The 25,172-nt window shown below is 42.1% G+C and carries 31 protein-coding genes; 7 read left to right on the forward strand and 24 right to left on the reverse strand.

All coding sequences use genetic code 11. From position 1 onward, the window contains the following. Window positions 1–128: 128 nt before the first annotated feature. On the forward strand, window positions 129–1,112 hold the full coding sequence (gene glsA, locus FBB35_RS14880; protein ID WP_174710292.1) for a glutaminase A: 984 nt from the start codon (window positions 129–131) through the stop codon (window positions 1,110–1,112). A 323-nt stretch (window positions 1,113–1,435) separates the two neighbouring features. Here glsA and FBB35_RS14885 read toward each other — a convergent pair whose 3' ends face one another. Further along, window positions 1,436–2,251, reverse strand: a complete 816-nt coding sequence (locus FBB35_RS14885) for a DUF1838 domain-containing protein (protein WP_174710293.1) — start codon at window positions 2,249–2,251, stop codon at window positions 1,436–1,438. A 194-nt stretch (window positions 2,252–2,445) separates the two neighbouring features. Beyond that, the gene (locus FBB35_RS14890) at window positions 2,446–3,630 is read right to left on the reverse strand and encodes an AbrB family transcriptional regulator (RefSeq protein ID WP_174710295.1); all 1,185 of its coding nucleotides are present in this window, start codon (window positions 3,628–3,630) and stop codon (window positions 2,446–2,448) included. 492 nt (window positions 3,631–4,122) lie between these two features. Here FBB35_RS14890 and FBB35_RS34700 point away from each other — a divergent pair, with 492 nt between their 5' ends. Next, window positions 4,123–4,518, forward strand: coding sequence for a transposase family protein (locus FBB35_RS34700; protein ID WP_254625949.1), 396 nt, complete (start codon window positions 4,123–4,125; stop codon window positions 4,516–4,518). Here FBB35_RS34700 and FBB35_RS14900 read toward each other — a convergent pair. Continuing rightward, complete coding sequence (locus FBB35_RS14900) at window positions 4,490–4,693, reverse strand: hypothetical protein (RefSeq protein WP_099103703.1); 204 nt, start codon at window positions 4,691–4,693, stop codon at window positions 4,490–4,492. The genes FBB35_RS34700 and FBB35_RS14900 overlap by 29 nt on opposite strands. Before the next feature lie 249 nt (window positions 4,694–4,942). Here FBB35_RS14900 and FBB35_RS14905 point away from each other — a divergent pair, with 249 nt between their 5' ends. The 3 genes from FBB35_RS14905 (at window position 4,943) to FBB35_RS14915 (ending at window position 6,383) form a co-directional block, all read left to right on the forward strand. Next, complete coding sequence (locus FBB35_RS14905) at window positions 4,943–5,365, forward strand: hypothetical protein (protein WP_174710297.1); 423 nt, start codon at window positions 4,943–4,945, stop codon at window positions 5,363–5,365. A 168-nt stretch (window positions 5,366–5,533) separates the two neighbouring features. After that, a complete protein-coding gene (locus tag FBB35_RS14910) occupies window positions 5,534–5,893 on the forward strand; it encodes a XisI protein (RefSeq protein ID WP_174710298.1) in 360 nt (119 codons plus the stop codon). A gap of 19 nt (window positions 5,894–5,912) precedes the next feature. Beyond that, window positions 5,913–6,383 carry a hydrogenase maturation protease gene (locus tag FBB35_RS14915; RefSeq protein WP_174710300.1) on the forward strand — a complete coding sequence of 157 codons (471 nt, stop codon included), beginning with the start codon at window positions 5,913–5,915 and terminating at the stop codon, window positions 6,381–6,383. A gap of 19 nt (window positions 6,384–6,402) precedes the next feature. Here the strand turns inward: FBB35_RS14915 and FBB35_RS14920 are convergent, their stop codons facing one another. Genes FBB35_RS14920 through FBB35_RS14930 form a run of 3 tightly spaced genes read right to left on the reverse strand, consistent with a single transcriptional unit; the run spans window position 6,403 to window position 8,533 of the window. Further along, a complete protein-coding gene (locus tag FBB35_RS14920; protein ID WP_174710301.1) occupies window positions 6,403–6,777 on the reverse strand; it encodes a hypothetical protein in 375 nt (124 codons plus the stop codon). Window positions 6,778–6,795: 18 nt separating this feature from the next. Further along, window positions 6,796–8,082 carry a nitroreductase family protein gene (locus tag FBB35_RS14925; RefSeq protein ID WP_174710303.1) on the reverse strand — a complete coding sequence of 429 codons (1,287 nt, stop codon included), beginning with the start codon at window positions 8,080–8,082 and terminating at the stop codon, window positions 6,796–6,798. Continuing rightward, window positions 8,045–8,533, reverse strand: coding sequence for an ankyrin repeat domain-containing protein (locus FBB35_RS14930; RefSeq protein ID WP_174710305.1), 489 nt, complete (start codon window positions 8,531–8,533; stop codon window positions 8,045–8,047). Before FBB35_RS14930 ends, FBB35_RS14925 begins: the two co-directional genes overlap by 38 nt. A gap of 649 nt (window positions 8,534–9,182) precedes the next feature. Between FBB35_RS14930 and FBB35_RS14935 the strand changes: the two genes are divergently transcribed. Further along, on the forward strand, window positions 9,183–9,392 hold the full coding sequence (locus tag FBB35_RS14935) for a molybdopterin-binding protein (protein WP_012407186.1): 210 nt from the start codon (window positions 9,183–9,185) through the stop codon (window positions 9,390–9,392). 340 nt (window positions 9,393–9,732) lie between these two features. Here FBB35_RS14935 and FBB35_RS14940 read toward each other — a convergent pair whose 3' ends face one another. Beyond that, the gene (locus tag FBB35_RS14940; RefSeq protein ID WP_368041837.1) at window positions 9,733–9,918 is read right to left on the reverse strand and encodes a FeoA family protein; all 186 of its coding nucleotides are present in this window, start codon (window positions 9,916–9,918) and stop codon (window positions 9,733–9,735) included. 112 nt (window positions 9,919–10,030) lie between these two features. Continuing rightward, entirely contained in the window at window positions 10,031–10,330 is a 300-nt protein-coding gene (locus FBB35_RS14945; RefSeq protein ID WP_118163710.1) for a 2Fe-2S iron-sulfur cluster-binding protein, read from the reverse strand. Between the two features lie 130 nt (window positions 10,331–10,460). Here FBB35_RS14945 and FBB35_RS35480 point away from each other — a divergent pair, with 130 nt between their 5' ends. Then, a complete protein-coding gene (locus tag FBB35_RS35480; protein WP_302480972.1) occupies window positions 10,461–10,583 on the forward strand; it encodes a hypothetical protein in 123 nt (40 codons plus the stop codon). Window positions 10,584–10,593: 10 nt separating this feature from the next. On the opposite strand, the gene FBB35_RS14950 is transcribed toward FBB35_RS35480, so the two are convergent. The 16 genes from FBB35_RS14950 to FBB35_RS15025 form a co-directional block, all read right to left on the reverse strand. Further along, window positions 10,594–10,965 (reverse strand): iron-sulfur cluster assembly accessory protein, encoded by a 372-nt coding sequence (locus tag FBB35_RS14950; protein ID WP_094339971.1) that lies wholly within the window; start codon window positions 10,963–10,965, stop codon window positions 10,594–10,596. 93 nt (window positions 10,966–11,058) lie between these two features. Then, window positions 11,059–11,865 carry a HesA/MoeB/ThiF family protein gene (locus FBB35_RS14955; RefSeq protein ID WP_174710306.1) on the reverse strand — a complete coding sequence of 269 codons (807 nt, stop codon included), beginning with the start codon at window positions 11,863–11,865 and terminating at the stop codon, window positions 11,059–11,061. Between the two features lie 10 nt (window positions 11,866–11,875). After that, window positions 11,876–12,193: a nitrogenase-stabilizing/protective protein NifW gene (nifW, locus tag FBB35_RS14960; RefSeq protein WP_174710308.1), complete on the reverse strand. Its 318-nt coding sequence runs from the start codon at window positions 12,191–12,193 to the stop codon at window positions 11,876–11,878. Beyond that, entirely contained in the window at window positions 12,190–12,405 is a 216-nt protein-coding gene (locus FBB35_RS14965; protein ID WP_174710309.1) for a CCE_0567 family metalloprotein, read from the reverse strand. The genes nifW and FBB35_RS14965 overlap by 4 nt, the downstream gene beginning before the upstream one ends. Window positions 12,406–12,573: 168 nt before the next feature. Continuing rightward, window positions 12,574–13,050, reverse strand: coding sequence for a NifX-associated nitrogen fixation protein (locus tag FBB35_RS14970; RefSeq protein WP_174710311.1), 477 nt, complete (start codon window positions 13,048–13,050; stop codon window positions 12,574–12,576). Continuing rightward, complete coding sequence (nifX, locus tag FBB35_RS14975; RefSeq protein ID WP_174710313.1) at window positions 13,047–13,460, reverse strand: nitrogen fixation protein NifX; 414 nt, start codon at window positions 13,458–13,460, stop codon at window positions 13,047–13,049. The genes FBB35_RS14970 and nifX overlap by 4 nt, the downstream gene beginning before the upstream one ends. 291 nt (window positions 13,461–13,751) lie before the next feature. Next, window positions 13,752–15,089 carry a nitrogenase iron-molybdenum cofactor biosynthesis protein NifN gene (gene nifN / locus FBB35_RS14980; protein WP_174710314.1) on the reverse strand — a complete coding sequence of 446 codons (1,338 nt, stop codon included), beginning with the start codon at window positions 15,087–15,089 and terminating at the stop codon, window positions 13,752–13,754. Then, complete coding sequence (gene nifE / locus FBB35_RS14985) at window positions 15,089–16,471, reverse strand: nitrogenase iron-molybdenum cofactor biosynthesis protein NifE (RefSeq protein ID WP_174710316.1); 1,383 nt, start codon at window positions 16,469–16,471, stop codon at window positions 15,089–15,091. The genes nifN and nifE overlap by 1 nt, the downstream gene beginning before the upstream one ends. A gap of 109 nt (window positions 16,472–16,580) precedes the next feature. Next, on the reverse strand, window positions 16,581–16,928 hold the full coding sequence (locus FBB35_RS14990) for a Mo-dependent nitrogenase C-terminal domain-containing protein (RefSeq protein WP_174710318.1): 348 nt from the start codon (window positions 16,926–16,928) through the stop codon (window positions 16,581–16,583). A gap of 159 nt (window positions 16,929–17,087) precedes the next feature. Then, the gene (gene nifK / locus FBB35_RS14995; RefSeq protein ID WP_174710319.1) at window positions 17,088–18,623 is read right to left on the reverse strand and encodes a nitrogenase molybdenum-iron protein subunit beta; all 1,536 of its coding nucleotides are present in this window, start codon (window positions 18,621–18,623) and stop codon (window positions 17,088–17,090) included. Between the two features lie 198 nt (window positions 18,624–18,821). Further along, a complete protein-coding gene (gene nifD, locus FBB35_RS15000; protein WP_174710321.1) occupies window positions 18,822–20,333 on the reverse strand; it encodes a nitrogenase molybdenum-iron protein alpha chain in 1,512 nt (503 codons plus the stop codon). A 162-nt stretch (window positions 20,334–20,495) separates the two neighbouring features. Then, window positions 20,496–21,389 carry a nitrogenase iron protein gene (nifH, locus tag FBB35_RS15005; RefSeq protein ID WP_174710323.1) on the reverse strand — a complete coding sequence of 298 codons (894 nt, stop codon included), beginning with the start codon at window positions 21,387–21,389 and terminating at the stop codon, window positions 20,496–20,498. A gap of 349 nt (window positions 21,390–21,738) precedes the next feature. Then, window positions 21,739–22,095, reverse strand: coding sequence for a group 1 truncated hemoglobin (locus tag FBB35_RS15010; protein ID WP_174710325.1), 357 nt, complete (start codon window positions 22,093–22,095; stop codon window positions 21,739–21,741). 341 nt (window positions 22,096–22,436) lie between these two features. Beyond that, entirely contained in the window at window positions 22,437–23,336 is a 900-nt protein-coding gene (gene nifU, locus FBB35_RS15015) for a Fe-S cluster assembly protein NifU (RefSeq protein WP_174710326.1), read from the reverse strand. A 107-nt stretch (window positions 23,337–23,443) separates the two neighbouring features. Beyond that, the gene (nifS, locus tag FBB35_RS15020) at window positions 23,444–24,652 is read right to left on the reverse strand and encodes a cysteine desulfurase NifS (protein ID WP_174710328.1); all 1,209 of its coding nucleotides are present in this window, start codon (window positions 24,650–24,652) and stop codon (window positions 23,444–23,446) included. Between the two features lie 139 nt (window positions 24,653–24,791). Then, window positions 24,792–25,163 (reverse strand): 4Fe-4S binding protein, encoded by a 372-nt coding sequence (locus FBB35_RS15025; protein WP_174710329.1) that lies wholly within the window; start codon window positions 25,161–25,163, stop codon window positions 24,792–24,794. Window positions 25,164–25,172: the final 9 nt, after the last annotated feature.

Genomic DNA, 25,172 nt, shown 5'->3' on the forward strand with positions numbered 1-25,172 from the left:
TACTAAGTAATTGCTCAAGGATGATTTTTTAGAGCAAGCTATCTTGTCCAAAATCTTTGCGGCTGTAAGTATGTACGGCTGCACCCCTACTATATATAGTGAGTATTTTGGGGAGTGCTATCACCGTGATGACAAGCCAAGTAAATCAAAGAGATTTAGAAATAGATTCATCGCCATTATTAGCTGTTCTTCAGGAATTGCATTCTCAGTACAAGTTACTGCAAGAGGGTGCAGTAGCGAAATATATTCCAGAATTGGCCAAGGTAAACCCGGATTTGTTCAGCATTTGCATTGTCACAGTAGATGGTCAGATTTACAAAGTTGGCGATTACGACCAACTCTTTACCATTCAGTCGATTTCCAAAGTGTTTGCTTATGGACTTGCCTTAGAAGATCATGGACTGGATTACGTTTTAACTAGAGTTAGCGTAGAACCGACGGGCGATGCATTCAACGCGATCGTTTTAGATGAGCAATCGAAGCGACCTTATAACCCAATGGTAAACGCTGGTGCGATCGCAACCACTAGCTTAATCAAAGGTTCTGGTCCAACGGAACGTCTTAACCGAATGCTGGATATGTACAAGCGATATATCGGCCGGGACGTGTTCGTTGACATTTCAGTTTTTACCTCAGAACGCAGTACCGGACATCGCAACCGTGCAATGGCGCATCTGATGCTCAACTTTGGTATGATTGACCGGAATATTGAAGAGTCGCTGGATCTTTATTTCCAGCAATGTGCTGTGATAGTGAATTGCGAAGACTTAGCAGTGATGGCGGCTACTCTAGCTAACAAAGGTATGAACCCCATCACCAAAGAACAGGCGGTAGATAAGCGTTACATCAAAGATATTCTGAGTGTGATGTATACCTGTGGAATGTACAACTTTGCAGGTGAGTGGGCTTATAAAATTGGTATTCCGGCAAAAAGTGGAGTTTGTGGTGGGATTATCGCCGTTGTACCCAATAAGATGGGTATTGGGGTTTTTTCGCCCCTGCTAGATGTGCGTGGTAATAGTGTGCGCGGGGTGAAGGTATGTGAAGAACTTTCCCAAAGGTTAGGTTTACATCTATTTGATTGTTCAGGACAAGAGGCGAAATTTGATTGAAGAACAGTTTGACAGTTCATATAGTTGCTGTCTAATCAGACTAATAACAAGACCTCTCCCTGGTTTTGCTAGGCAAAATCTGTCCTTCTCCGAGGCGGAGAGGGAAAAATCGGAACACAAGGTTAAGGCAGGGAAAGGTTTATCGAACTCTCGTTTATCTATATGTTTATCTATATATAGATATAGTCAACAAACTCTAAATTATCTCTCTTCGCGTGTCCTCAAGTTACAGCTATTTTCAGGTAAATAGACCACGCTGTAGGGGCAATTCATGAATTGCCCCTACGACAGATGTGCTTCAAATATATGAAAACTGCTGTAATTTACAACTCTTCTGCTTGGGGAAGTGGGAAGATTTCACCAGCTAAGTAAGCCTCAAAGTGCTTTTGAAAGTACAACCAGGAAGTCATATCTTCTCCATCTATCAATGCTTTTGGAGCTTGTTTATATAGAGGAATACGGTTATTAATTTCGTCTTGCAGCAGTGAGGGCAGTTCTGTTAAACCATTGACTTTACTGCCAACAGCACTGTAGATTAGTTGACCGGGGCGATCGCCCATTTTCATCCAAGGAAGCCATTGACCAATACGATCCCAACTCAGTTTGAGTTCAGAAACTGAGGGAAGCGCTGAGTTGAATAAATCTGCGGTTGGCACAGTCAATTTAAACAATTCTGCCGCCTGATAAATTGGATTTGGGCTATATTCGGCAAATTTGCGATCGTCTGCTAGGGGATTGGGGTAATAGGGAAATATGTCAAAAACGAAGGTTGTGCTGTCACCATCTACTTGTGCGGGGAAATTTCCCTCAAACTTCCCCTGCACTGGATTATTGGCAACGTGAATTACTGGAACTGTCTCGCTTGTCCAAGGATTCTCCCATTTGCGTAAGATTTCATCTGTTTTTGGGTTGAGGTAGTAAGTCAGTTCTCTAGAAGTAAAATCCCAGCTACCCTCTGCTGTGGGAATACATCGGCTAACACTCAATCCCAGGATTTTAAATAGGAGTTGTCTTTTCTCGCCGGGGATAAAGGCATAAATCTTACCTTTCCAAATCAGGAAAGTTGATTCGCTAGGGTCGAGGGAAGAACGAGTTTTAACCCAGTGCTGCGCTTCAAGTTCTTGGATTTGAGCAACCATCTAAAGCATCCTTAGTGTTTGGATAACAAAAGGATAAGCTAACCAGCATTCAAGTTGCATTTTTGTCATTTGTCATTTGTCAAAAACTAATGCCCCATACTTCTCTACGAGAGGCTATGCTTCTCCAAAGGAGTACGACTGCGCTCAGTACCAGTGCCTAATTCCCAATTCCCAATTCCCAATACCTTCATCAATTAAACTGATTCAGAAAGTTGCTCATCTAGACGGCGAAACAAAAATACCCAAAGAGGTAGGGAACTATTAATCGCAATTAGTCGCACTAAATGACCAGTTGTCACAATTTCAACATTATGATTTAATGCCAGGGAAACCAAGATCATTTCTGCCGATCCTCCTGGTGCTGTGACTAGCAAACAGGTTAACCAATCCCAAGAGGTGAATTGCATCGCAAGTATAGCAGCGATCGCTCCGGCGATGAGGGTCATCCCTACAGACATCAAGGCATAGCCGACAGTCCGCTTCTGAAAGTTGGGTTTGTCTCCCCAATACTCACCAATAGTAATTCCCAGGAGCATTTGACCCAATAAGTTAATTAAAGGCGGCGGACTAAAACTAATATCACCCACAAAAGGCAGCCAATGTAGCAAAGGATTAAACCCGATACCAATCAACAATGCACCAAAGAAATCGCCTGCGGGAATTTTAAATAATATAGCTGGATAAACTACTAATGCAGTGATTAGGAGTATTAACAAGAGTAATTCTAGTTGAGATGGATCGAGATTGAGCCAATCAGGGTTGATTGGGAGCGTTTGCGGGTAGTAATTACTGGCTGATGTCTTAGCGATGAAGGGGATCAAAACAACTACTGAAGTGACGCGAATCGCCTGAACTAGGGCAACTAAGCTGACATTTTTATTGTAATCGGCTGCGATCGCTGCCATAATTCCGACACCACCAGGAACAGTAGCCAGCATTGCTGTTAATAGGTTGGTTTTGCTGAGGCGGGCATACATATAACCAATACAACTTCCACTCAGCAGGAGAAACAAGGTCAGAAAAATAAATATGGGAATACCAGAAGCAACACTAGCTAGATTACCGTGGGTATTGGAAGCGCCGACAGTTAAGCCTACAAGTGCCATTCCCACTTTTCTGGCAGTGCGATTAGGCTGGGGAGAATATTGATAAAAAATTCGACACCCTTGAAGAACTACCGTACCAGCAGCAATCCCGCCAAATATCCAGGCAATCCTGCCAATTTGGAACTTGGCGAGGAGTAAACCCAGAGGTAATGCCAGAAGCATTTCCAAGACGAGGACAATTAGTTGCTTCGTAAATACCTGTTGTTTGTTGACAACAGGATTTTCATGAGTGTGTTCTTCCAGGCTGGGAGCAACACTTAGGCTTTGATTCATCGATACAAGCTTTTTTATTAATTTAACTTATGTACTCAAGCTAATGCGATCGCACAACATAGCTAGAGTCTATCAAGTCAAGTTTACAAGGTTCGTAGTGAGTACTTTAGCGCTCAAATTAAGAACTAAAGTCCTTATTATGAACTTATTTATCTATCAAAGTTAGTCTAGTGGACTACTAAGTGTAAATTTAGCGCGTCTTGTTGACTTCAAAAAAAAATCTCTATGGAGAGAGCATAAGGGCAGAATGAGGAGCGAAGTATATCTACGGCTGGATGAAACTCAATGCTTTAGGACAAATCTTACAAAGCTTTTTGTCTTTTTCTAACCATCGAACTTTTTAAAGCATAATTTGGTTCTTGGCAACTTTTGGTGATCTTGGTTGGGGAAGGCAGAGGGCAGAAGGCAGAAGTCGGAAGTCAGAAAGATATAATTGAGATACTTCAAACTTCACTCCATCAAACATTTGAGGGATAAGGCTCAGCAAGCCCTATGTCGGTGCTAACTCACCTCTTACCAGATTCAAACAATCTGAAACTTGAGAATTGCCAACTTGACGAGATAAAAACTCAGATAAAGTTGATTGTTTCCGCCATCAATAGAGTAGTTAATTGTCCAGTTTGTAACCAACCAACTCATAAAATTCATAGTCGCTATGAACGCTTCTTAGCAGACTTACCCTGGGCTGATTACAACATTACTTTACAATTAAGGGTGCGGAAGTTTTTTTGCATTAACACTTCCAAGAGCTTCAACAGCTTGATCACCCTGACGAAGACAAAGTGGAATCCGTGGCAAACTGTCAAACTCATTTTGGGAAGGGTCAGTGGTCGAGTATTTGAATCGCATGTGGTCAGACCTAATCTTCCTGTTTCAAGGCTTGCATGAGAATTTCACCTGCACCAAACGAATTGTAGGGTGTAGGCAAATCATAGGTTTTAAATGGTTCGAGAGGTGAAATATCTTTGTTGGTATCCAATTCTTCCGCCAAAATACGGATTAGCTTAATTTTTTCTGATATAGAGAGTTTCCTGACAGCAGGAAGTAGCTCAGTGAGTGTCATGTTTCGCGCTCCATTTCTCAAACTAGTGTTAATTACAGCTTACTGGATTAGCCATCTACCTAAGCGATCGCCCAAAAGATAAATTTAGGGAAAATGAAGGAGAAATAACCTATTCCCAATGTCCTAAATGTCCTATTCCCAATGCCTTATATTCAAAACTCGTAGCGTACCACACTAAAACTTATAGAAATAGTGGGTTAGGCTTGCCTTAATGCATTTGCATAAAACAGCAATTTACACGGTAAGCTTGTGTCTGATTTAGCGCTACATAATTATCTCCCTCGCGTTCCCGATGCAGCATTGCAAGAATACATAGAATGGTGTGTTTTAGAGCAAGCAAAAGCCGCAGAATGTAACTTTACTCCTGATAGAAGTAAGTTAGATAATTTGCCACCAGAAGACTATGTTCCTAAACTTGTCGAGCAGTTCATGAAAGTTAAACCAGACCCAATTAAAGCTGGTTTAGTAGCTGCGATCGCAGGCAAAGAAGCTGATAAACACGCTTTATCCGGTTTAGCGATCGCAGCCGATTTTGTGTCTCTTTATATTAAGTATTTAATTCCTAAAGAGGGAAGTACTAAAGAACAAGCTGAAGAGATATTAACTAAAGTGTCACAAGATCAGTATGATAAACTGAATGAAATTGCCAAGAAACATGGTGTTGAGTTCTAGTTTCCTGCTGATAATTTAGTTTTTCAGAGGCTTTGTCTATATTTTGAATTTTAGACAAAAAGCTTTGTTTGCGAATATCATTCGTCGCAAACAAAGCTTCTGTCTATCATAAATTACTTGATTATAGTAATACATAGTTGTAGATGTAGAAAGTGAGGTAATAGTTCAATGGATAAACTAAATCACTATAGAAATATCATTAAAAATATTCTCATAGAATATGACCGCCTCTGCAATAGCTCACCTGATGACGACCTAGAGAGCCTTTTATCACTTGATAATGAACGCGATCAATATCTATGGTTCCAGGTTGGCTGGCAAAAAAATCGTCGAATTAAAGGCACTACTATACATATTCGGATTAAAAATAACAAAATTTGGATTGAAGAAGATTGGACTGAAGAGGGTATCGCCACAGAATTATTAGACGCAGGTGTTCCTCAAACTGATATTGTGTTAGCTTTCCATCCTCCAAGCGATGCCTACGGCGGTAAACTACGCGCTTTGACTGAATTTGCAACCGCTTAAAACTTTTAAATCTCATCCCATGCTCACTATTATTGGTTGCGGCAATCTCAATCGCAGTGACGACGCAGTAGGCGTAATCATTGCCCAACGCTTACAAAAATATCTAGCTGAAAACCCTCATCCTCATGTGCGAGTTTATGACTGTGGCACCGCAGGGATGGAAGTAATGTTTCAAGCTAGAGGTAGTAAACAATTAGTAATTATTGATGCAAGTTCAACTGGTTCTGAACCGGGTGCTGTGTTTAAAGTTCCAGGAAAAGAACTGGAAGCAATGCCCGAACCTAGTTATAACTTGCACGATTTTCGTTGGGATAATGCTTTAGCCGCCGGACGGAAAATCTTTCACAATGACTTTCCCGAAGATGTGACAGTTTATTTAATTGAGGCGGCAAATCTTGCTTTGGGACTGGAATTAAGCCCTGCTATCAAACATTCTGCTGATTTAGTTTTTGAAGAGGTAGCTGCACTTATCACGCAGAATATTAACTAACACAAAATCCAAAATCAAATCACGCCCAATCCCGATAAACAGAAAGTTCATCTACTCTCATTTCAAAAGGTACACCTTGACTTTCTGGTGGACAAACACGGATTTTAGCACTGCTAACAATACCATGTAGCAATGTCCCCATTGGCACGATTTTTTGCAGAACACGCCAATTAGTAACTTGATCGGGACATTCAATTACCAATGTTAGAGCATTAGCATGGGTTGTGACATACCACCGACAATTAGATAACAGATTTTGGATTGTGCGATCGCAAGCTTCATAAAAGTATCTACTAATAGAATACTCTAGTTGCTGACGCAGTATAATATCTGCCGATGTCGGTTGTATTGGATGTGAGTCATCACCATTTAAGTAATACATCTTTCTAGCCATCTCTCTTTCGCTTCCTGCTTATATTCCAATCACCATTCCATAAAGTACATCTTTATTTGTTTCTAATAATTCTTGGGTTTCGTCATCATAATAAGCACCAATACCACTACACTGAATCCCCAAATAATTACTAGTTAAATAAAGCCTTTGTCCAAGAAAACCAGCTATTTGCATAGCAGTTTGATAGTTTAAATAATCTGACACAAAAAATAAAGTTACAGCGCCATCTCTAGCAATAGCTTGATTAATACATAAGTAACCTGTCTTTTCACTAAAGTTACCCGCTTTAACCAGATACGTACCTTTATATAACCCAGGTGTCATTCCCTCTACTCGATGCACCACTGAGTAAATTTCTATGTTCTCATAGTTTTCTGTCGGTATTGACTGCTGAAGTTGTTGTACTACATATAGATAATCTTCTTGAGAAATAGCTTCTTTCCGGAAACGTCTAATAGAACGTCTATTCCAAACAACTTGATAAAGTTTATCCTTGTCAAAGTCAAATTGAGGATACTCTAATTTCTGCTGGTTACTATTTTGTAGAGTAGTTGCTTGATAGGCATCTTCAATAAATTGATTAGATTCAAAATAATCAGTACCAGAGACAAAAGGAACTTTCAGCCTTAAGCTTCTGATTTTCTTGTCTTGTATTTCTCCTGACACCGCGCAAGCAGTAATAAACTCTTTATTCTCAAATCCCAAATCTGAACTGAGAGTGAGTTTATCAAAGTCAAAAATTAGTTGTATATCTCGGTTGTGGAGAAAAGCTGAAGCTGCAACTGCACCTAAATGGTGTCCGCTATCTAAGAAGCAATACCTGATGCTTCTATTTTGATATTTCCAGCTAGACCTATAATAAACACAACTAATTAAAAAGATGAATCCGTTGATACTTTTACCCGGTATAATATAATTCTCTAACCCATCATCAATTAATTCGTATATGAGAGTTAGACAATTATTCTCAACTTCTAGATGGTATACACCGTTTACTATTCCCTCAACCCCACGAACCTGTACGTAAACTTCTGTAGGATACAGAGCGCCTGCTGATGGATTTACCCGCAGTTTTAATGGGCCATCTTTATACACCTTTTCCAGGGTGATCGCACTGCTTAATGAGATAAAAGCATGAACAGGATTATTGAGATTTAATTTCACTCTCCGATAAAACTTGGGATAAACTTTAAATGCAGATGGCTGTGTTGAAGCATCTACATAATTTGGGTCAAGTTGTACCGATAAGTAAGAATGCTTGGTAGCGTCATGATAGGCTTTGCCCGACATCTGACTTGATGGCATTTTTAAGTATCCTTAAAACTTCTACGTTGCTAGCAAAATCTATCGCTTTATAGTCATCTAAGTTTTTTAAATATAAATTAGGATGATGTTGTAAAAGTAGCTTGACTACTTCTGTCTTTCCGGCTGAAGCTGCGTACATTAAAACTGTTGCACCGTTATCATTTTGGTTGTTAATGTTAATCTTGCTAGCAAGCAGTAAATTAATTAAATCGTAGTGATTACCAAAACAAGCAAACCACAAAGCATTGTTGCGATCGCTATTTAGAGCATTGATATCCGCGCCTGCATCAATGAGTTCTTTAACGACTGCATAAACTCCCTCTCTTGTAGCTTTCATCAAAGCTGTATCGCCATTTTCTCCTGGCTGATTTAAATCCCCAGGGTTATAGCCTTTTGCTACTAGCCATTGAGTTGTTGCTTCACTCAAGTCTTGTCTATTTAATTGACTCATGATTATTCTTTTAACCTCACACGATTAAGTATTTTTTAAGCAATTTTATGCTTGGAAAACTTAATGGTAGGCATTATCCACCATTATTTTAAAATTTTATACGAGTAGCTAAAGTCTAGTTGTTTGCCAAAGTAACTTTGCTAGGTATTTAAAAGTTTGATAAAACGAAAAAATTTTTCCCCACTTACTACTCTTTGCCCTCATCCAGCAATTTTATTTTGGTTTGCTTGAGTACTAAGTTAACTAGCAACAATTTAGCTTAGTTATATATTATCACTCTCATAATTTGGAATTATGAATCATTTATAAAGATCCCTAGATATATCTAGGAAAAAATATTTAAAAACAATTAAAATGCAGTATATTTTACAATCTAATTTCATTATCTAGACTAATAGCAGATAGAATCTTTGCCTAAATAGTAGATTTTTGTGTAAGTTTCCCTAGTTTTAACAATGATTTTAAGCCCATTGTCTTGCTAAAATTTGATGCCACTTTTCCATTAAATCTTGTGTTTAATAAAACTGACTTATGATGTTGAGATTTACTTTATACATCTAAGACTTATTAAGAAATTTAAAACATTTTCTTTTTTCAAGCCAAATTTGCTAACTTATTTAAGTATAAATAAGTAAAACACATACAAAACATGGAAATTAGCGCTCGTAATTCTCTTAAAGGTACTGTAAAAAAAGTTGTGCCTGGTACAGTTAACACTGAGGTAATTTTAGAAATTGCACCAGGAGTAGAGTTAGTGTCAATAATCACAAAATCATCAGCAGAAAAGCTGGGACTTGCAGAAGGCAAGGAAGCTTATGCCGTGATTAAATCATCAGATGTGATAGTTGCTGTTGAGTAAAAATAGGCAAGTTGCCTTTTATTGCAAGCGGCTCTATCTCTAATACCGAATTGCATTTATATCTCTCAATTTAATGACCTCACTCCTTAAATTAATATAGGAGTGAGGTCAATTTAATTCGTAATTCGTAATGACGCTCGTTCGCCCTTGGCGTGCTGTAGGCAAGACTCGCTAACGTTGCGCTAACGTAATTCGTAATTGCTATGTATGGTCTTAATTAGGAGTCAAAAATTTTTGTTCATGAAAATATTATTTATTGTACATTTAAATGAATTCAATTATCAAGAATGTGGATATAAATAGCTTGGATGGTTTCTGTATCTAGTGCTAAAGATGTGTTTTATATTTTAATAAGGAATGATGGAAAGTTTTGTTCTAAAGTAATAGTGGCTTCGGGAGTTATCCCTATTGATATCAGTCTGTTTAAGATGCTTTCATCCTGACTTTTACAAAAGGTGACGATTCCTCGCTCTCCTGTTTTCAATAATTCTAATGAACAGCCAGTAATACTAAAAGGGGTAAACATTTGAATTATAAATTAATAATTTTGAAGGGAAGAAGGAAGGTATATTTTCATCCTTCATCCTTCATCCTTCATGCTTTATTTGGTTGCCAAAGACAGCAGCCAAAGTAATACTTTATACGAGATACGCTTCTTGATGTGTTTTGATTGTGCAATTAGAACGAGGATAAGTTACACAAAGTAGAGCGTATCCTTTAGAAACCTGATCGTCATCCAGGAAGTTTTGATCGTCTTGATTAACTTCACCTTCGACAACTTTACCAACACAGCTAGAGCAAGAGCCTGCATGACATGAAAAGGGCAACTCAATACCATTTTCTTCTGCTGCTTCTAAGATGGTAGTGTCTTCTTCAACTTCGATTGTGGTGTCGAGGTCTTCTTTTTTGTTGATTAATCTAACTTGGTAGGAAGCCATTTTCCGATTCTCCTCAAACGTTATACAGTTGGTTTAATTTCCGAAGTTTTTGAGCAACCTATCCTACTTTTTGCTCCCCTCTTTCTTGCGGAGATGCAAAGTTTAGTTGGCTTCTCTATAGAGGTAAGGGATGCAACGCGAACGAGAAGCTGCCTCAAGGCAAGGGGATAAGCCTGCGACGGCAACTCTTAGAGACGCTCCGCGAACGCTTACCGCATCTATGGGAAGCCTCTACGATCAAACTTGGCGCTAACGGAATGATGTTAGCTGCAAGGTACACCAGTAGGCGTACCGTCGTCTGTTTTGAAGGACTTTCCACAACCGCAGGTATCAGTTGCGTTGGGGTTGATGAATTTAAAACCGCTTTCCATCACTCCCTCAACGAAGTCAACGATAACTCCGTCTAATAACGGCGCGCTTTTGGCATCAACGTAAACTACCACTTTGCCTTGGTGACTTACCAAATCATCTGGTTGGGGTTTGCTGGTGATATCAATTGCATATTCATAGCCACTGCAACCACCATCTTTTACAGAGATGCGGACACCTTTAGTTGCGCCATTAGCGTCGGGTGCGGAACCTTTAAGAAATGCCCGCAGATGAAATTCTGCTTTTTCTGATAAAATAACGGCCATTAAGTCTCCTGATTTGTAGCGATTAGTTGTTCTGATTTCAGGTGTGGGTTGTTATTTGTCAGTTGTCATTTGTTATTTACTAATGACCAATGACTAATGACTATTTTGTGTAATACCTGTGGGTTCCATCGAATTAGATTGCGCGTGTCTCCAAGGCGCACTATTGCCGCATACTGGACAAGAGCGATCGCGGTAAGAACGGCGTTTAGCAAATTCCATCCGATTTAGGTCAATTGTCAGCAATTGTGACAATAGAGGCTGACTAAACCCAGTGATCAGCTTGATAGCTTCCAGTGCTGTTAGACAAGCTAGGGTTCCAGAAACAGCGCCTATAACTGAAAAACCGCGCTGATCCCACTCAGGCTTTTCTGGAAACAGACAAGATAAACAAGGAGTCACACCAGGAATAATCGTCGTCAGGTAAGCCTCCATTCCATTCATTGCGGCTTCTACCATTGGCTTACGCGATCGCACACAGGCTTCATTTAACAAATTGCGCTCTGTAAAGTTGTGGGCGCAATCAAGAGCCATATCAGCCGACTGCACTAACGAATCTACATTTTCCGGGGTGATGTAATCATGAACAGCTTCCACTTGGACATCAGGATTAATCGCATCCAGAGTTTCTTTAGCTTTGAATACCCTTGGCTTACCTACCCAATCATCAGTCATGAGAACCTGACGATTCATATCATCTAGCCGTAAGTCACCACCCCGGACTAGGATTAGCCGCCCAACGCCCGCTACTGCTAAGTAAAGCGCCGCCGTACCGCCTAATCCCCCCACACCTGTAACCAAAACTGTCGCTGACTTCAGGCGTTTCTGTGCTGTTTCGCCAAAATTCGGAAGCATCATTTGGCGACGATAGCGTTCTAATTCGGTAGGCGTTAGGTTAACCAATTTATACCTCCTAATCAGAAGTGATTTCTGTCAGTGTGACTACATTTTTCGGCTTGTCGTTAAACACTTTGAACAGCTTTTGTTCGTAAGCTGTCGATTCGGTAAATAACTGATAAGCTTTTTGCAAAGCCAAAGAATATTGATTTAATTTCTCTTCTTCGCTCAAGTCAGGAGAATTATCATCAATTTCCTGGATGTGTTGAGAAAACTTTTTCAGAATATGTAGACGATGCACATTCACAACTTCTAAATCGTAGGGCATATTAAAGAATTGAAAAAATTCTTCTGCATCTACGAGCTTCTTGAATTCATCAATTGTTCCAGTCATTTCGCATTCTCCAATTGTTTCAGATGTTGCTTAAGTTCATCTAACTGGCGATAGATTTCATAAGTTGCGGCGGCAACATCCATAAGTTGTGTGTAATCTGTTGGCAGTCCTTCAGCTAAATCATGCAGATCCATTTTCATTTGACCTGCTTTGCTGTTGAGCCGTCGGATTTGTCCTTGTAGTTCCTCAATACTCGTTTCTTCTGCTTGCACAATCAGCCACTCCTTTTTCAGTGCTGTTAGCGGTAGCGGGGCGTTTAGCCCGTGCTGAGTTATGAGTTATAAGTTATGAGTTAGAAGTTATAAATTATATAATTTATATTTTATAATTTATCACTTTTCACTATTTACTCTTAACTCTTCACTCAGCACTCAGCACTCTTAAAGTTTGCCAACTTCAGGAAAGCGTTTCGCCAAATCAAGACCTTTTTTGACGTAGTTTTCTCCCTCTTCTGCTAATTTCTCTACTGAGTCAAAGCCAAAGCGATGAGCATCTCGCAAGGTTTTCACAGCTAGCAAGAGACGACCAGAAAAAACTAGCGCCCAGCCAAATCCTTCATGACTCAAATCAACTACAACCTGGGATATCAAGCCTGTTTCTTGTTCAATTCCAGCCGCTACAGCCCGAAAAAATGCCATAATTCGTGCTTGTGTGATCGGATCGACTTCGCCCTCAACGGAGATTTCCCGTTTCTTTTGTTTGGTGACAATAAAGGGTTTGAGAATCAATTCATCCGACCAAGTACGATAAACTCCATAACTGTCTTGACCACGGATTTGTTTGATTAATACCTTCAGGAAAGGTGAGTTCAAGACTTCAGTTGTAGCGGTTCCGTTAACACTATTATTTGCGGTCATACTGTTGCTTCGTCTTCAATTTCATCAGCAAAGTTTGTGGTTTTTGGCTGCAAAGCTTTACGCAACCAAGGTGGAGGATTACCTTTGAGGGTTTTCACTAGCTTATTTAGCACTTCACTAATTTCTTCTTCTTCCGATCGCGCCTTCACTGGCGTGACACCTTTCTTGATTAACCGAGCGGCAGCACTACCACCAATTGCGAAAACATAAATAATTGTGCAGTCACCTAATGCTTCAATTTTTGGTGCGAGTTTACCCTCATTATTCTCTTCTTGGATTTCATAATTAAATTTGAGGCTTTCTACAAATTGATATCCTTCATCTGAAATTTCATAAATATCAATTTGTTCTGAGCCTCCAAAGTGAGTATTAATATGAACTCCGTCACTTGTCGTAAAGGCAATTTTCATTGTAATTCTCCTCTCTAAAGTTTTGAATTTTGAAGCAATACGGTTCAGTTAGTGATATTTAGCCTTGGAAGATCCCCCTTAAAAAGCTGCGGTGTATACACAAGTCTGAAATAGCTGATTAACCAAGGTTTTACCCCACCCTAACCCTCCCCTTATAAAGGGGAGGGAACTAGATTTATTATTTCCCCCCTTCTTAAGGGGGGTAATTCGACTTGTGTATACACGCCTTAAAAAGGAGGGTTAGGGAGGATCAATTCTTAACTGAACTGTTTTGAATTTTCAAGTGTGAATTCAAAACTCAGCGCTCACAGTTCCGAACTCTTGGAACTGTTTAACTCTCGCTTCTTCTGCCTCTAAAAACAGGTTGCCGATGCCAAACAAAAGTTCCATCGTGCCTCGATAGCCAACTTTGGTAAATTGACCATTACCTAAGCGGTCATAAATGGGCAATCCTAAACGATAAAGAGGAATCGAAAGGCGTTTTGCGATCGCACCCACATTCGAGTTACCAATCAGCAAATCAGAACCACCTGCTAAACTATCAAAGTCTTCTAAGTCGCCGATGGTGATACTTTTAACCGGGAGTTTTTCCAAGAGGTGCGATCGCGTGGTTGTCACCACAGCATGAATTTGCGCTCCCATTGATTGCAGAAAATGCACTGTTGACCACAACAAATCAGGTTCCAGCGCTAAGGAAACTCGTTTTGCACCAAAGTAAAAGTGAGTGTCCAACATTGCATCTTGCAACTGACGGCGTTGGCGGCGGTATTTTTCCGGTACGCTATTACCGCTCAGAATCGCCAATGCTTGGATAAACTCATCTACTGGTTCCAATCCTGTCAGTTCGCCAAACACCTCATAAGGTGTGCCAAAGCGTTCTTCGAGAATCTTGGCAGCCCCCCGCATACTTTCACCCAATGCCAGGGTAAAGGCAGAACTACCGACTTCTCGTAGCTGTTTTAAGGTAGTCCCACTGACTGTAACCGCACTATAATTATCCTCTAAATGTCCATCTAGAGAAGCACCAAGATCAGGTACAAAGATCGGCACTAATCCAAAAGATGTGATTATCTCTTTGATTTCCTGTACATCCCCAGGTGTGAAAGCAGAACCCGCCAAAATCGTGACTTGTTCAGTTCTGAGTCCACCCGCGCGAGGAATTTCCTTAACTATGCTTTCGACAGCGACAGCAAAACCATCTTGCAACGCACCTTTAAAATCTGGGGTAGGCGCAAAAACGATCGCTAAATCATTCAATTCGGGATGGCGATCGCGGATTTCCTTCAGAAAACCTTCAATGTCATCGCCTCTAGTTTCCGTTAACCCAGTACTACATAAACCAATAATTTCTGGATTAGCTTTTTCTACCAGAGTGAGAATTGCTTGCTCCACATTCTCTTCACCACCCAAAATAGTAGTGACTTCCGTCATCGCCGTCGTAGCAAGGGGAATCGCTTCCCGGAAATGCCGCACTAAGACAACTTTGGCGAAAGCAGTACAACCTTGAGAACCGTGGAATAAGGGCATCGTCCCTTTCAATCCCAAAAAGGCTAAGGTTGCGCCCAAAGCTTGACTTTGCTTGAGGGGATTAACTGTCAGTGCTTTGTTAGAAGCGGTAACGATCGCCATTAAACTTCCTCCTCTTCTTCCCAAGGAGCGGGTTTGCGTATTTGTTCCCAAATCGGGCTATACAAAGCTTCGTACAATTCCCGCGCCATCTCAATCATTCCTACATAACCTGCATAAGGATGGTGGCGTTCTTGGTTGATATCAAGGAAAGGAATTCGAGCTTTCAAAGCTGTGTATTGGTTACGTCCACCAGCAATCAGCATATCTGCGCGAGTGTCTTTAACCAGTTGTAGCAATTCTTGAGCGTTGCCTTTCTCCAACATGATGCCATCGTTGCCAATCAACTTCTTGATTTTGGCTTTATCTTCTTCAGTACTTTTGCGAGTACTAGTAGCAACAACTTCAATGCCTAAGTCTCTAGCAGCCGAAATAATCGACCAACTCTTGACACCACCTGTATACAAAACAACGCGCTTACCTTTGAGTCGAGCGCGATAGGGAGCTAGTGCCAAATCTAAAGCAGCCGTTTCATCTGCAATTAGCTTTTCTGTCCGTTCTTGTAGATCGCGATCGCCTAATTTAGCAGCGATATTTCGCAGACAGCGATTCATATCATCGATGCCGTAAAAAGACTCTTCAATGTAAGGGATGTTGTAACGCTCCTCCATCTTTCTCGCCATATTCAGCAACGCTCGTGAGCAGATCATGACGTTGAGCTTTGCGCGGTGGGCGTAGCGAATTTCATCGTAGCGAGCATCGCCCGTAATTTTAGACAAAATACGGATGCCTAATTTTTTTAATAGTGGTGTTACTCCCCACATCTCACCGGCGATATTGTATTCACCGATTAAGTTAATATCATAGGGCGTTGTATGTTCCGGTTCTGCTGTTCCGACAACATATTCTAACAAAGCTTCACCGCCAAAACGGTTGCCCAGATTTTTACTGCCAATGAATCCTGGGGCAATGACTGGAACAACAGGAATACCAATTTTCTCAGCCGCAGCTTTGCAGACAGCATCCATATCATCGCCAATTAAGGCTGTAACGCAAGTGGCGTAAACAAATACTGCTGCTGGTTGGTAGCGCTCTTTGAGTTCCAGAATCGCTTTATAGAGTTTCTTTTCGCCACCGAAGATGACATCATTCTCACCCAAGTCAGTCGTAAAGCCCATTTTGTAGAGTAGAGGGCCAGACGACAGACTACCACGACTGCCCCAGGAATTACCAGCACAGGCGATCGGCCCGTGGACTAAATGCGCTGAATCTACGATCGGTACTAGAGAAATCATTGCACCATCAAAGGCACAGCCCCCTTGAGCCGCGCCAGGTTGTGCCTGTTGAGCGCATGATTTGTTTTTCTTTTGGGCTTGTTTGTGCTGATTATGCTCGCATCCTGTCTCAGTCAGCAGCTCGTTGATTTTACCTTGGGTGCTTTTCATCTCTCTTCTCTTAATTGTTAATTGTCCTTTGTCATTTGTCATTTGGATAACTAACAACTAATGACCAATGACCAATACTTCGGCTTCGCTCAGTACGAGTGACCAATGACTAACAAATGTATTTTGTGACATCCTCTCCACAGACATCGGTCAGGTAAGATAGAGCGCGGAAACGCAATCCTACAAATTCGTCATATAAAGGATTGAGTTTACATAGTGGTGGAATATCAATACACTTCCCAAATAATTTAATTTGTCGCTCAAAAGGACAACAACAAGGAATTGTTTGGCAAATTAGATGAGCGATGCGATTATTTTTAACCTGAATTCCATCCACTACACCACGCAACGGATTCAGAAGATTGTTGAACCACCCTCGTTTTTTCTGATTAGGTGGATGGTAATTAGGATGAGGATGAGTGTGAGTATGTTCGTGAGTGTGATTGATGGTTTCCATTTATCAATTCCTTGGGTAAATGCTATCAAGAAAAAGGAAAGTTGGGGATGGGGGATTGGGCATCGGGCATTGGGTTTGGATATTTCCCTATTCCCTATTCCCTATTCCCTATTCCCCTTCTTTACCCTTTAATTAACACGTTGTGTTTCTACGCAATTTCTAACGAATCAAGTCGTAGGAAATATCTGTCTTAGAAGGAATGTTGGTGTTGCGATCGATTTCTTCAAACAGGGTGTTTACAGTCCAGTTGAGTAGGTTGATCACACCTTGATAACCAATGGTGGAGTAACGGTGTAAGTGGTGGCGATCCATGATGGGGTAGCCGATTCTCACGAGGGGAATCTTGGTGTCGCGCCACAGGTACTTACCGTAGGTGTTACCAACTAAGAAGTCTACTGGTTCGGTGAACAACAAAGAACGCATGTGCCACAAGTCTTTACCACCCCAAACAGTTGCATTGCTACCGAAGGGGCTAGAAGCAAGCAGTTCTTTCATTTCTGCTTCAAATACTTCGTTGGTGTTGTGAACCAAGATATGCACAGGTTCAGCACCCATTTCTAGCATAAAGCCAACTACGCTGTATACTAAATCTGGTTCGCCGTAGATAGCAAAACGCTTGCCGTGAATCCATGAGTGGGAGTCAGTCATGGCATCAACTGCCTGACCGCGTTCAATTTCCAATTGTTCGGGAATGGGGATACCGCTCAATTCGCTGAGTTTCATCAAGAACTCATCAGTACCCTTAATGCCCCAAGGACGGGAAACTGAGGTTGGTTGCTTCCATTCTTTCTCGATGTACTCGCGGGTTTTGGGTGTAGAGTGTGCTTGCAGTGCGATTGTAGCTTTCGCATTGATTGAATCTGCTGCATCTTCTAGCTTTGTACCACCTGGGTACATATCGAACTCACCTGTGTTAGGTGAATCCAAGTAGTCGCTGTTGTCGGCTAGAATTGTGTAGTCAAAGCCGAACAGCGAAGCAATCCGCTTGATTTCGCGGTTGTTGCCTACGTAGGTGTCAAAACCTGGGATGAAGTTGATTTTACCATTGCTGGTTTCTTTCTTATGACCTGCGGTCAGGTTAGAAAGAATTCCCTTCATCATGTTGTCGTAACCAGTGATGTGGGAACCGACAAAGCTAGGAGTGTGAGCGTAAGGTACTGGGAAATCTTGAGGAACTGAACCAGCACTCTTAGCGTTGTTGATGAAGGCTTGTAAGTCATCACCAATTACTTCTGCCATACAAGTGGTGCAGACAGCGATCATCTTGGGCTTGTACAGTTGGTAAGAGTTCGCCAAACCGTCGATCATGTTTTGCAGACCACCAAATACGGCTGCATCTTCAGTCATTGAAGAAGATACACCAGAGAATGGCTCTTTGTAGTGACGGGTTAAGTGGGTGCGGAAATAAGCAACGCAACCTTGAGAACCTTGAACGAAAGGTAGAGTACCTTCAAAACCAACAGCAGCAAAAATTGCTCCCAATGGTTGACAACCTTTAGCAGGGTTAACGGTTAAAGCTTCACGAGCGAAGTTCTTTTCACGATAATCCCAACCTTTTGTCCACTCTGCAACCCGTGTTACTTCTTCAGGGTCGTGACCGTTTTCAAACTGCTTTTTGTTTTCAAATAGCTGTTGGTACTCTGGTTGGTGGAATAACTCGACGTGATCTTGAATTTTTTCGGGATTCTGAGGCATTTTCGGATCTCCAAGCTTACTGAATTCTTTACTAATCGAGGAATGAAGATTTAAGGCGGGAGTGAGAATATGATTCAAAATTCAAAATGCAAAAATCAAAACGAATTTTTAATCTTTCAATTTTGAATTTTGGATTCCCAACTCCCCCCTGGGGTTTTAGCCCCAGGTTATCCTTAGTTATCTCTCTCTCCCATTTCCCTAAACGGCAGCCTTAGCCTTAGCTTCAGCCTTCTTAGCCTGAGCTTTTTCATTCCAAGGAGCGCCAATTAATCCCCAGGTTGGGCTGTTGAGTGCCAAGTCCATGTCACGTGCGAAGATGGCGAAGCCGTCATAACCGTGATAAGGGCCGGAGTAATCCCAAGAGTGCATTTGACGGAAAGGAAGACCCATCTTTTGGAAGACGTACTTCTCTTTCACACCAGAAGCTACCAAATCAGGCTTCAGCGCTTTGATAAATTCCTCGAATTCGTAAGCGGTAACGTCGTCATAAACGATGGTGCCGTTTTCGATGTAGTGAGTGGTACGTTTGTAGTCATCGTTATGAGCGAACTCATAACCTGTACCAATCATCTTCATGCCCAAGTCTTGGAAAGCTGGCACAACGTGGCGAGGACGTAGACCACCAACCATGATGGCAACGGTCTTACCATCCAAGCGGGGGCGGTACTTAGCAACTACCGCATCCATTGTGGGTTGATACTTGGCGATAACCTTCTCAGCGTTTGCTTGGATTGTTTCGTCAAACTTGGAAGCGATTTCCCGTAAAGATTCAGCAATCTTGGTGGGGCCGAAGAAATTATACTCAAGCCAGGGTATACCATAAGCTTCTTCCATGTGACGGCTGATGTAGTTCATCGACCGGTAACAGTGGATGAGGTTCATCTTCACATTGGGGGTCATCAACATTTCGTTGATGGTGCCATCACCTGACCACTGAGCGACTACGCGCAAGCCGATTTCTTCTAACAGGATGCGGCTAGCCCAAGCATCTCCACCGATGTTGTAGTCACCAATGATGGCTACATCATAAGGAGTACCTTCAAACTTGAGTGTACCGTCTTTTTTCGCTTGGTCGGATCTGGTGAAAACCCAGTCACGAACCATGTCGTTAGCAATGTGGTGTCCCAAAGATTGGGAAACACCCCGGAAGCCTTCGCAACGCACAGGTACAACTGGCTTACCAATTTCTTTCGATGTCTTCCGAGCGACAGCTTCGATGTCATCCCCGATTAGACCGATGGGACATTCAGATTGAATGGAAACACCACGGTTGAGGGGGAAAAGTACATCTAGTTCTTGGATGAGCTTAACAAGTTTCTTGTCACCACCGAACACGATATCTCTTTCTTGGAAGTCAGAGGTGAAGTGCATGGTACCAAAGGTATCAATACCTGTGGTGCCGATGTAGTAGTTACGACGACCAGACCAAGACCAGTAACCGCAACCTACAGGCCCGTGGCTGATGTGGATCATGTCCTTAATAGGACCCCAGACCACACCTTTAGAACCAGCATAAGCACAACCACGAGCGGTCATTACCCCAGGAAGGGATTTAATGTTAGACTTAACGCCGCAATCGGACTTACCTTCTTCGTATACGCCTAAGTGCTTTTCGCGCTTTTTAGCAGCTTTTTCTGGGTAAGCACTGAGAACTTCTTTAATTAGTTCTTTTCTTTCTTCGATGATGTTTTGATTTTCTGGAGGTGTCATATTTAGCCTCTGTGACTCGTAAGGATCGGGGCATAGGGGGACTAGGAGTCCCCTCTAAGGTTAGGGGGAGATTAGAGGGAAAGGTAAAAGGTCCAAGGTCAAATATGAAATTCTTCCTTTTTCCTTTTTCCTTGTGCTAAAGCGTTATTTCTTAGCAGCAACTTAGCTTACAGGAGCTTCAGCAGCAGTCTTACCAACTAATTTGGCAGCATTTTCGTCGCTTTCGAGAATACCGAATTCAATCAACAATTCTTCTAGTTCTTCCATTTCGATGGGTGTAGGAATAGCTAGATTTTTGTTGTCGATAATTTTCTGAGCCAAAATCCGATATTCGTTAGCTTGGTTGCTTTCTGGAGCGTACTCGTTAACAGTCATCCGGCGCAATTCTGCGTGTTGAACAATGTTGTCGCGGGGTACGTAGTGAATCATTTGGGTGTTCAACCGTTTTGCCAAGGTTTCGATCAATTCGATTTCTCGGTCTGTGTTACGGCTGTTACAAATCAAACCACCCAAGCGCACGCCACCGGTGTGAGCATACTTAAGAACACCACGAGCGATGTTGTTAGCAGCGTACATCGCCATCATTTCACCAGATGTAACGATGTAGATTTCTTGTGCCTTACCTTCGCGGATAGGCATTGCAAAACCACCACACACAACGTCACCTAATACGTCGTAAGATACGAAGTCTAGGTCTTGGTAAGCACCATTTTCTTCTAAGAAGTTGATGGCGGTGATGATACCACGACCAGCGCAACCTACACCGGGTTCTGGACCACCAGATTCTACGCAACGAACGTTACGGAAACCGGTTAACATTACTTCTTCAATTTCGATATCTTCTACTGCACCACGTTCTGCGGCGAGGTGAAGAACGGTTGTTTGAGCTTTGCTGTGTAGCATCAAACGGGTAGAGTCAGCTTTAGGGTCGCAACCGACGATGAGGATGCGTTGACCCATTTCTGCCATAGCTGCTAAGGTATTTTGGGAAGTGGTAGATTTACCGATACCGCCTTTACCGTAGAAAGCTATCTGTCTTATGTTTTCTTCTGTCATTGTTCGTGTTTCCCTGCAATTGGTTGGTTGGTGGGTCTGTGCGTTTGTCAGTTGCGTTCACGCCAGTTGAGCGACAGTAGTGAGCGCGTGTAGAGCATCGTTGGTAGCGTTGGCATAAATGCCTGCTGGGGGCGATCGCTCCACAGCCAAAATTATTGACAGTAAGTTCATGGATCTTCCTCGTTAAAATTTTTTTCTTTTGGTTTTTTGTCCTTTGTCCTTTGTCATTTGTTTTGACAAAGAACAAAGAAAAATACGCAATTTACAAATACGTCATAATGTGTTTCAGCTTGCAAGATTCAATAGGACTTGATGTTGTTATTTGTCAACAATCAATGCATAAGTCCTATTACTTGTTCAAAATAGCGCCCTTCATATTTGTGACGCGATCTAGTGCAGCTTTGGTGTCATCTGCTGACACTCCACGCACAGCCATTGCTTCACTGAGATGCTTGGCGATCGCATCGAAGTGTGGTTGCTGTAAATTCAATCCTGCGTGGGTTTTGTCCATTGGACGACCGCCGTATTGCTTTGGCCCTTCAAATATTTGAGCTAAGAAAGCAACTAGATGATTGCGTTGCTTTGCCATGTCTGTACCAGCAAAAACGGGACTGAGGAGGCTGTCAGTGGCAATGCGTTTGTGGAGTTCATCTACTACTTGTTCAATAGCTGGTTGTCCACCAATGTTGTCGTACAATGTACTCATATCCTGTTCCTTTGAAGCGAGTTAGATGATGAAATTCGCAAGTAGGCGCTTAATTTCTTTGCCTATATGCTGTTAGCCGTAATAGTGATAGGACTGATACCAATTCGTAATACTTCGGCTACGCTCAGTACAAGTTCGTAATACCTTGGGGGGAGCGATCCTTCGGGTGTATACGTAATTCGTAAAAAAGATAAGTTAGATTTCAATCTGTATCTTTCTTTTGGCGAATTGGTATGAAGCATTGAGTGGAGACAATGATTCAATTCAAATCCTACTTTCTGTTCCTGGCTGAATGCATATTAGGGCGTATTTGTAGAATACGTTAAGTCCTACAGCAATTCCTAAACTGCTTCGACTACAAGGCTCTTGCTGACACGATCTTGTAATCTGGCTTCGATCGCAATTTTCAGAGTTGCTGTACTACTTGAACAGGAACCGCAAGCACCTTGCAGTACAACTTTAACGCGATCGCCTTCTACATCATAGAGTTCTACATCTCCCCCGTCTGCAATGAGTACGGGTCTGACTTCTTCATCAAGAACCTTTTGAATTAGAGCAATCTTTTGGACGTTTGTTAGCGATCGCTCTTTAGATGTAACAATTTCTGTGGCAACTTTTACGCCGTAATTGTTGAGAGCAGGTGAGGCGTATTCCTGTTGAACTGATCTAATAATATCATCAATGTTCGCCAGACAGGAACCGCATCCGCCACCAGCTTTTACATAATTTGTTACTTGTTCAGCATCCGTGAGATGATTTTCTAGAATCACGCGACGAATCTTAGACTCGCTGATGCCAAAGCAACTGCAAACTAATGCACCTTCATCGTCATCATCGTGGGTAGCTAGAGGAATGCCACGATAATTGTAGATAGCGGCTTCTAGGGCTTCTTGTCCCATCACAGAGCAATGCATCTTTGCTTCTGGCAAACCACCAAGGTAATCTGCAATGTCTTTATTGGACACTTTCAGGGCTTCATCTAAGGTTAAACCTTTAACCATTTCAGTTAATGCACTAGAAGATGCGATCGCACTAGTACAGCCAAAGGTTTGAAACCGAGCATCTAGAATCTTATCAGATTCTACTTCCACTTTCAGGTGCAATCTCAGAGCATCACCGCAAGCAATGCTGCCGATTTCACCCGTTGCAACCTTAACTCCAGTTTCGCCCGTTTCTTCAATTTCTCCCTGATTCTTGGGATCGTAAAACAGTTCTAATACTTTATCAGTGTAGTCCCACATAATGAATTTTAGATTTTAGATTTTGGATTTTAGATTGGGGGATTGGGTACTGGGTACTGGGAAAATTCTTACCTAATCCCTAGTCCCCAGTCCCCAGTCCCTACTCCCTAACGATGAGCTAGTGCTTGTTCTTGTCCTTGCAACCAACCTGCATCATCATTTTTGAAGGGTGAGAGGGCGCGTAAACGTTCTACAATACTGGGCATTACCTCTATCACTCGATCGATTTCGGCTTCTGTGGTGTAGCGACAAAGACTGAAGCGAATTGAACCGTGCAAAGTTGTGTAGGGTAAGCCCATTGCCCGCAGGACGTGGGAGGGTTCTAGAGAACCGGAGGTGCAAGCAGAACCGGATGATGCACAGATACCGTATTTGTTCAATAACAGTAGAATTGCTTCACCTTCGATGTACTTGAAGCCGATATTGGTTGTGTTTGGCAATCTCTGCGTAACGTCGCCGTTAACGACACAATCGGGAATTTTAGCTAGTAAAGTTTGTTCGAGGCGATCGCGCAGCTTTCTTTCTCTGGCTGTCGCTTCTTCTAAGTGTAACAGTTCTAGTTCCGCAGCTTTGCCCAAGGCGATAATTGCTGGAACATTCTCTGTTCCCGCTCTACGTCCGCGTTCTTGGTGTCCCCCAAGAATAAAAGGACGGAACCGAACCCCGCGCCGGATATATAAAGCACCAATTCCTTTTGGCCCGTGCAACTTGTGACCAGACAGGGTTAACATATCCACCGTGCTAGTCTTCATATTCAGAGGGATTTTTCCCACTGCTTGCACCGCATCCACATGGAAGATAGCGCCATATTCTTTGACGCGTAACCCAATTTGCTCAATCGGGAAAACCGTGCCGGTTTCGTTATTAGCATACATAATTGTCACCAAGGCGGTGTTACCCGTCAAGGAAGCTTCTAGTTCATCTAGATCCAGCTGCCCTTGATTATTTACTGATAGATAGGTAACACTATAACCTTGGGTTTCTAATTGTTTGCAGACATTGAGTACTGCTGGATGTTCAACTTGGGTAGTGACGATATGTCGCTTTTCTGGTTGCGCTAACAGTGCGGCTCGAATCGCCGCGTTATCTCCCTCAGTTCCACAACTTGTATAGACAATTTCTGACTCATCGGCTCCCAGGATGGCTGCAAGTTGTTCTCTTGCGGTTCTCACTGCTTTACCGACTTGCCCACCAAAGGTATGCATACTGGAGGGATTGCCGTAATAATCCGTCAGGTAAGGTAGCATTACCTCTATAACTTCTGGGTCTACCTTAGTGGTGGCATTATTATCGAGATAGATGCAGTTATTTTGCATTGTTGTCTTCAATTACGAATTAAGAATTATTTAGGGATTACCAAGAAATAAATTATCCAATCTTGTGGGGTGGACATCTTGTCCGCCTTTAGTCACGGGCGGGCGAGACGCCCACCCCACAAGAAAAGTTGGGTGTTTTTTATTTGGAAGTCCCATAAGCTTCCGCACCCATTGTTTGGGGTTGGCGCTTTTGCAACTGTTCGGAGTATTTCTGCGAATAACAGTTAAACCAACGTTCCCAGTAATCTTGTTTATTTGTTAATTTAGCGACTACGCGGTTGTAATTAGCAAACCAGCCTTCCCAGTAATCGCTAGGCTGCTTAACGCAACCGTCGCAGGTGGGACAACCAGCTTTACACTGAGGCACGGTATGAATGCTACCAACACAATTTGTACAAAGTTCAGGGTCAATCCAGTGCTGTCCGTCAACTACTTTAACTGCATTTGTGGGACATACAGATAGACAGAGATTGCAGGAAATACACTGGCTAGTAAGAATTTTGTAAGCCATGATTTATTC

The organism is Nostoc sp. TCL240-02 (genome assembly GCF_013343235.1).
In the GTDB taxonomy this organism is placed as follows: domain Bacteria; phylum Cyanobacteriota; class Cyanobacteriia; order Cyanobacteriales; family Nostocaceae; genus Nostoc.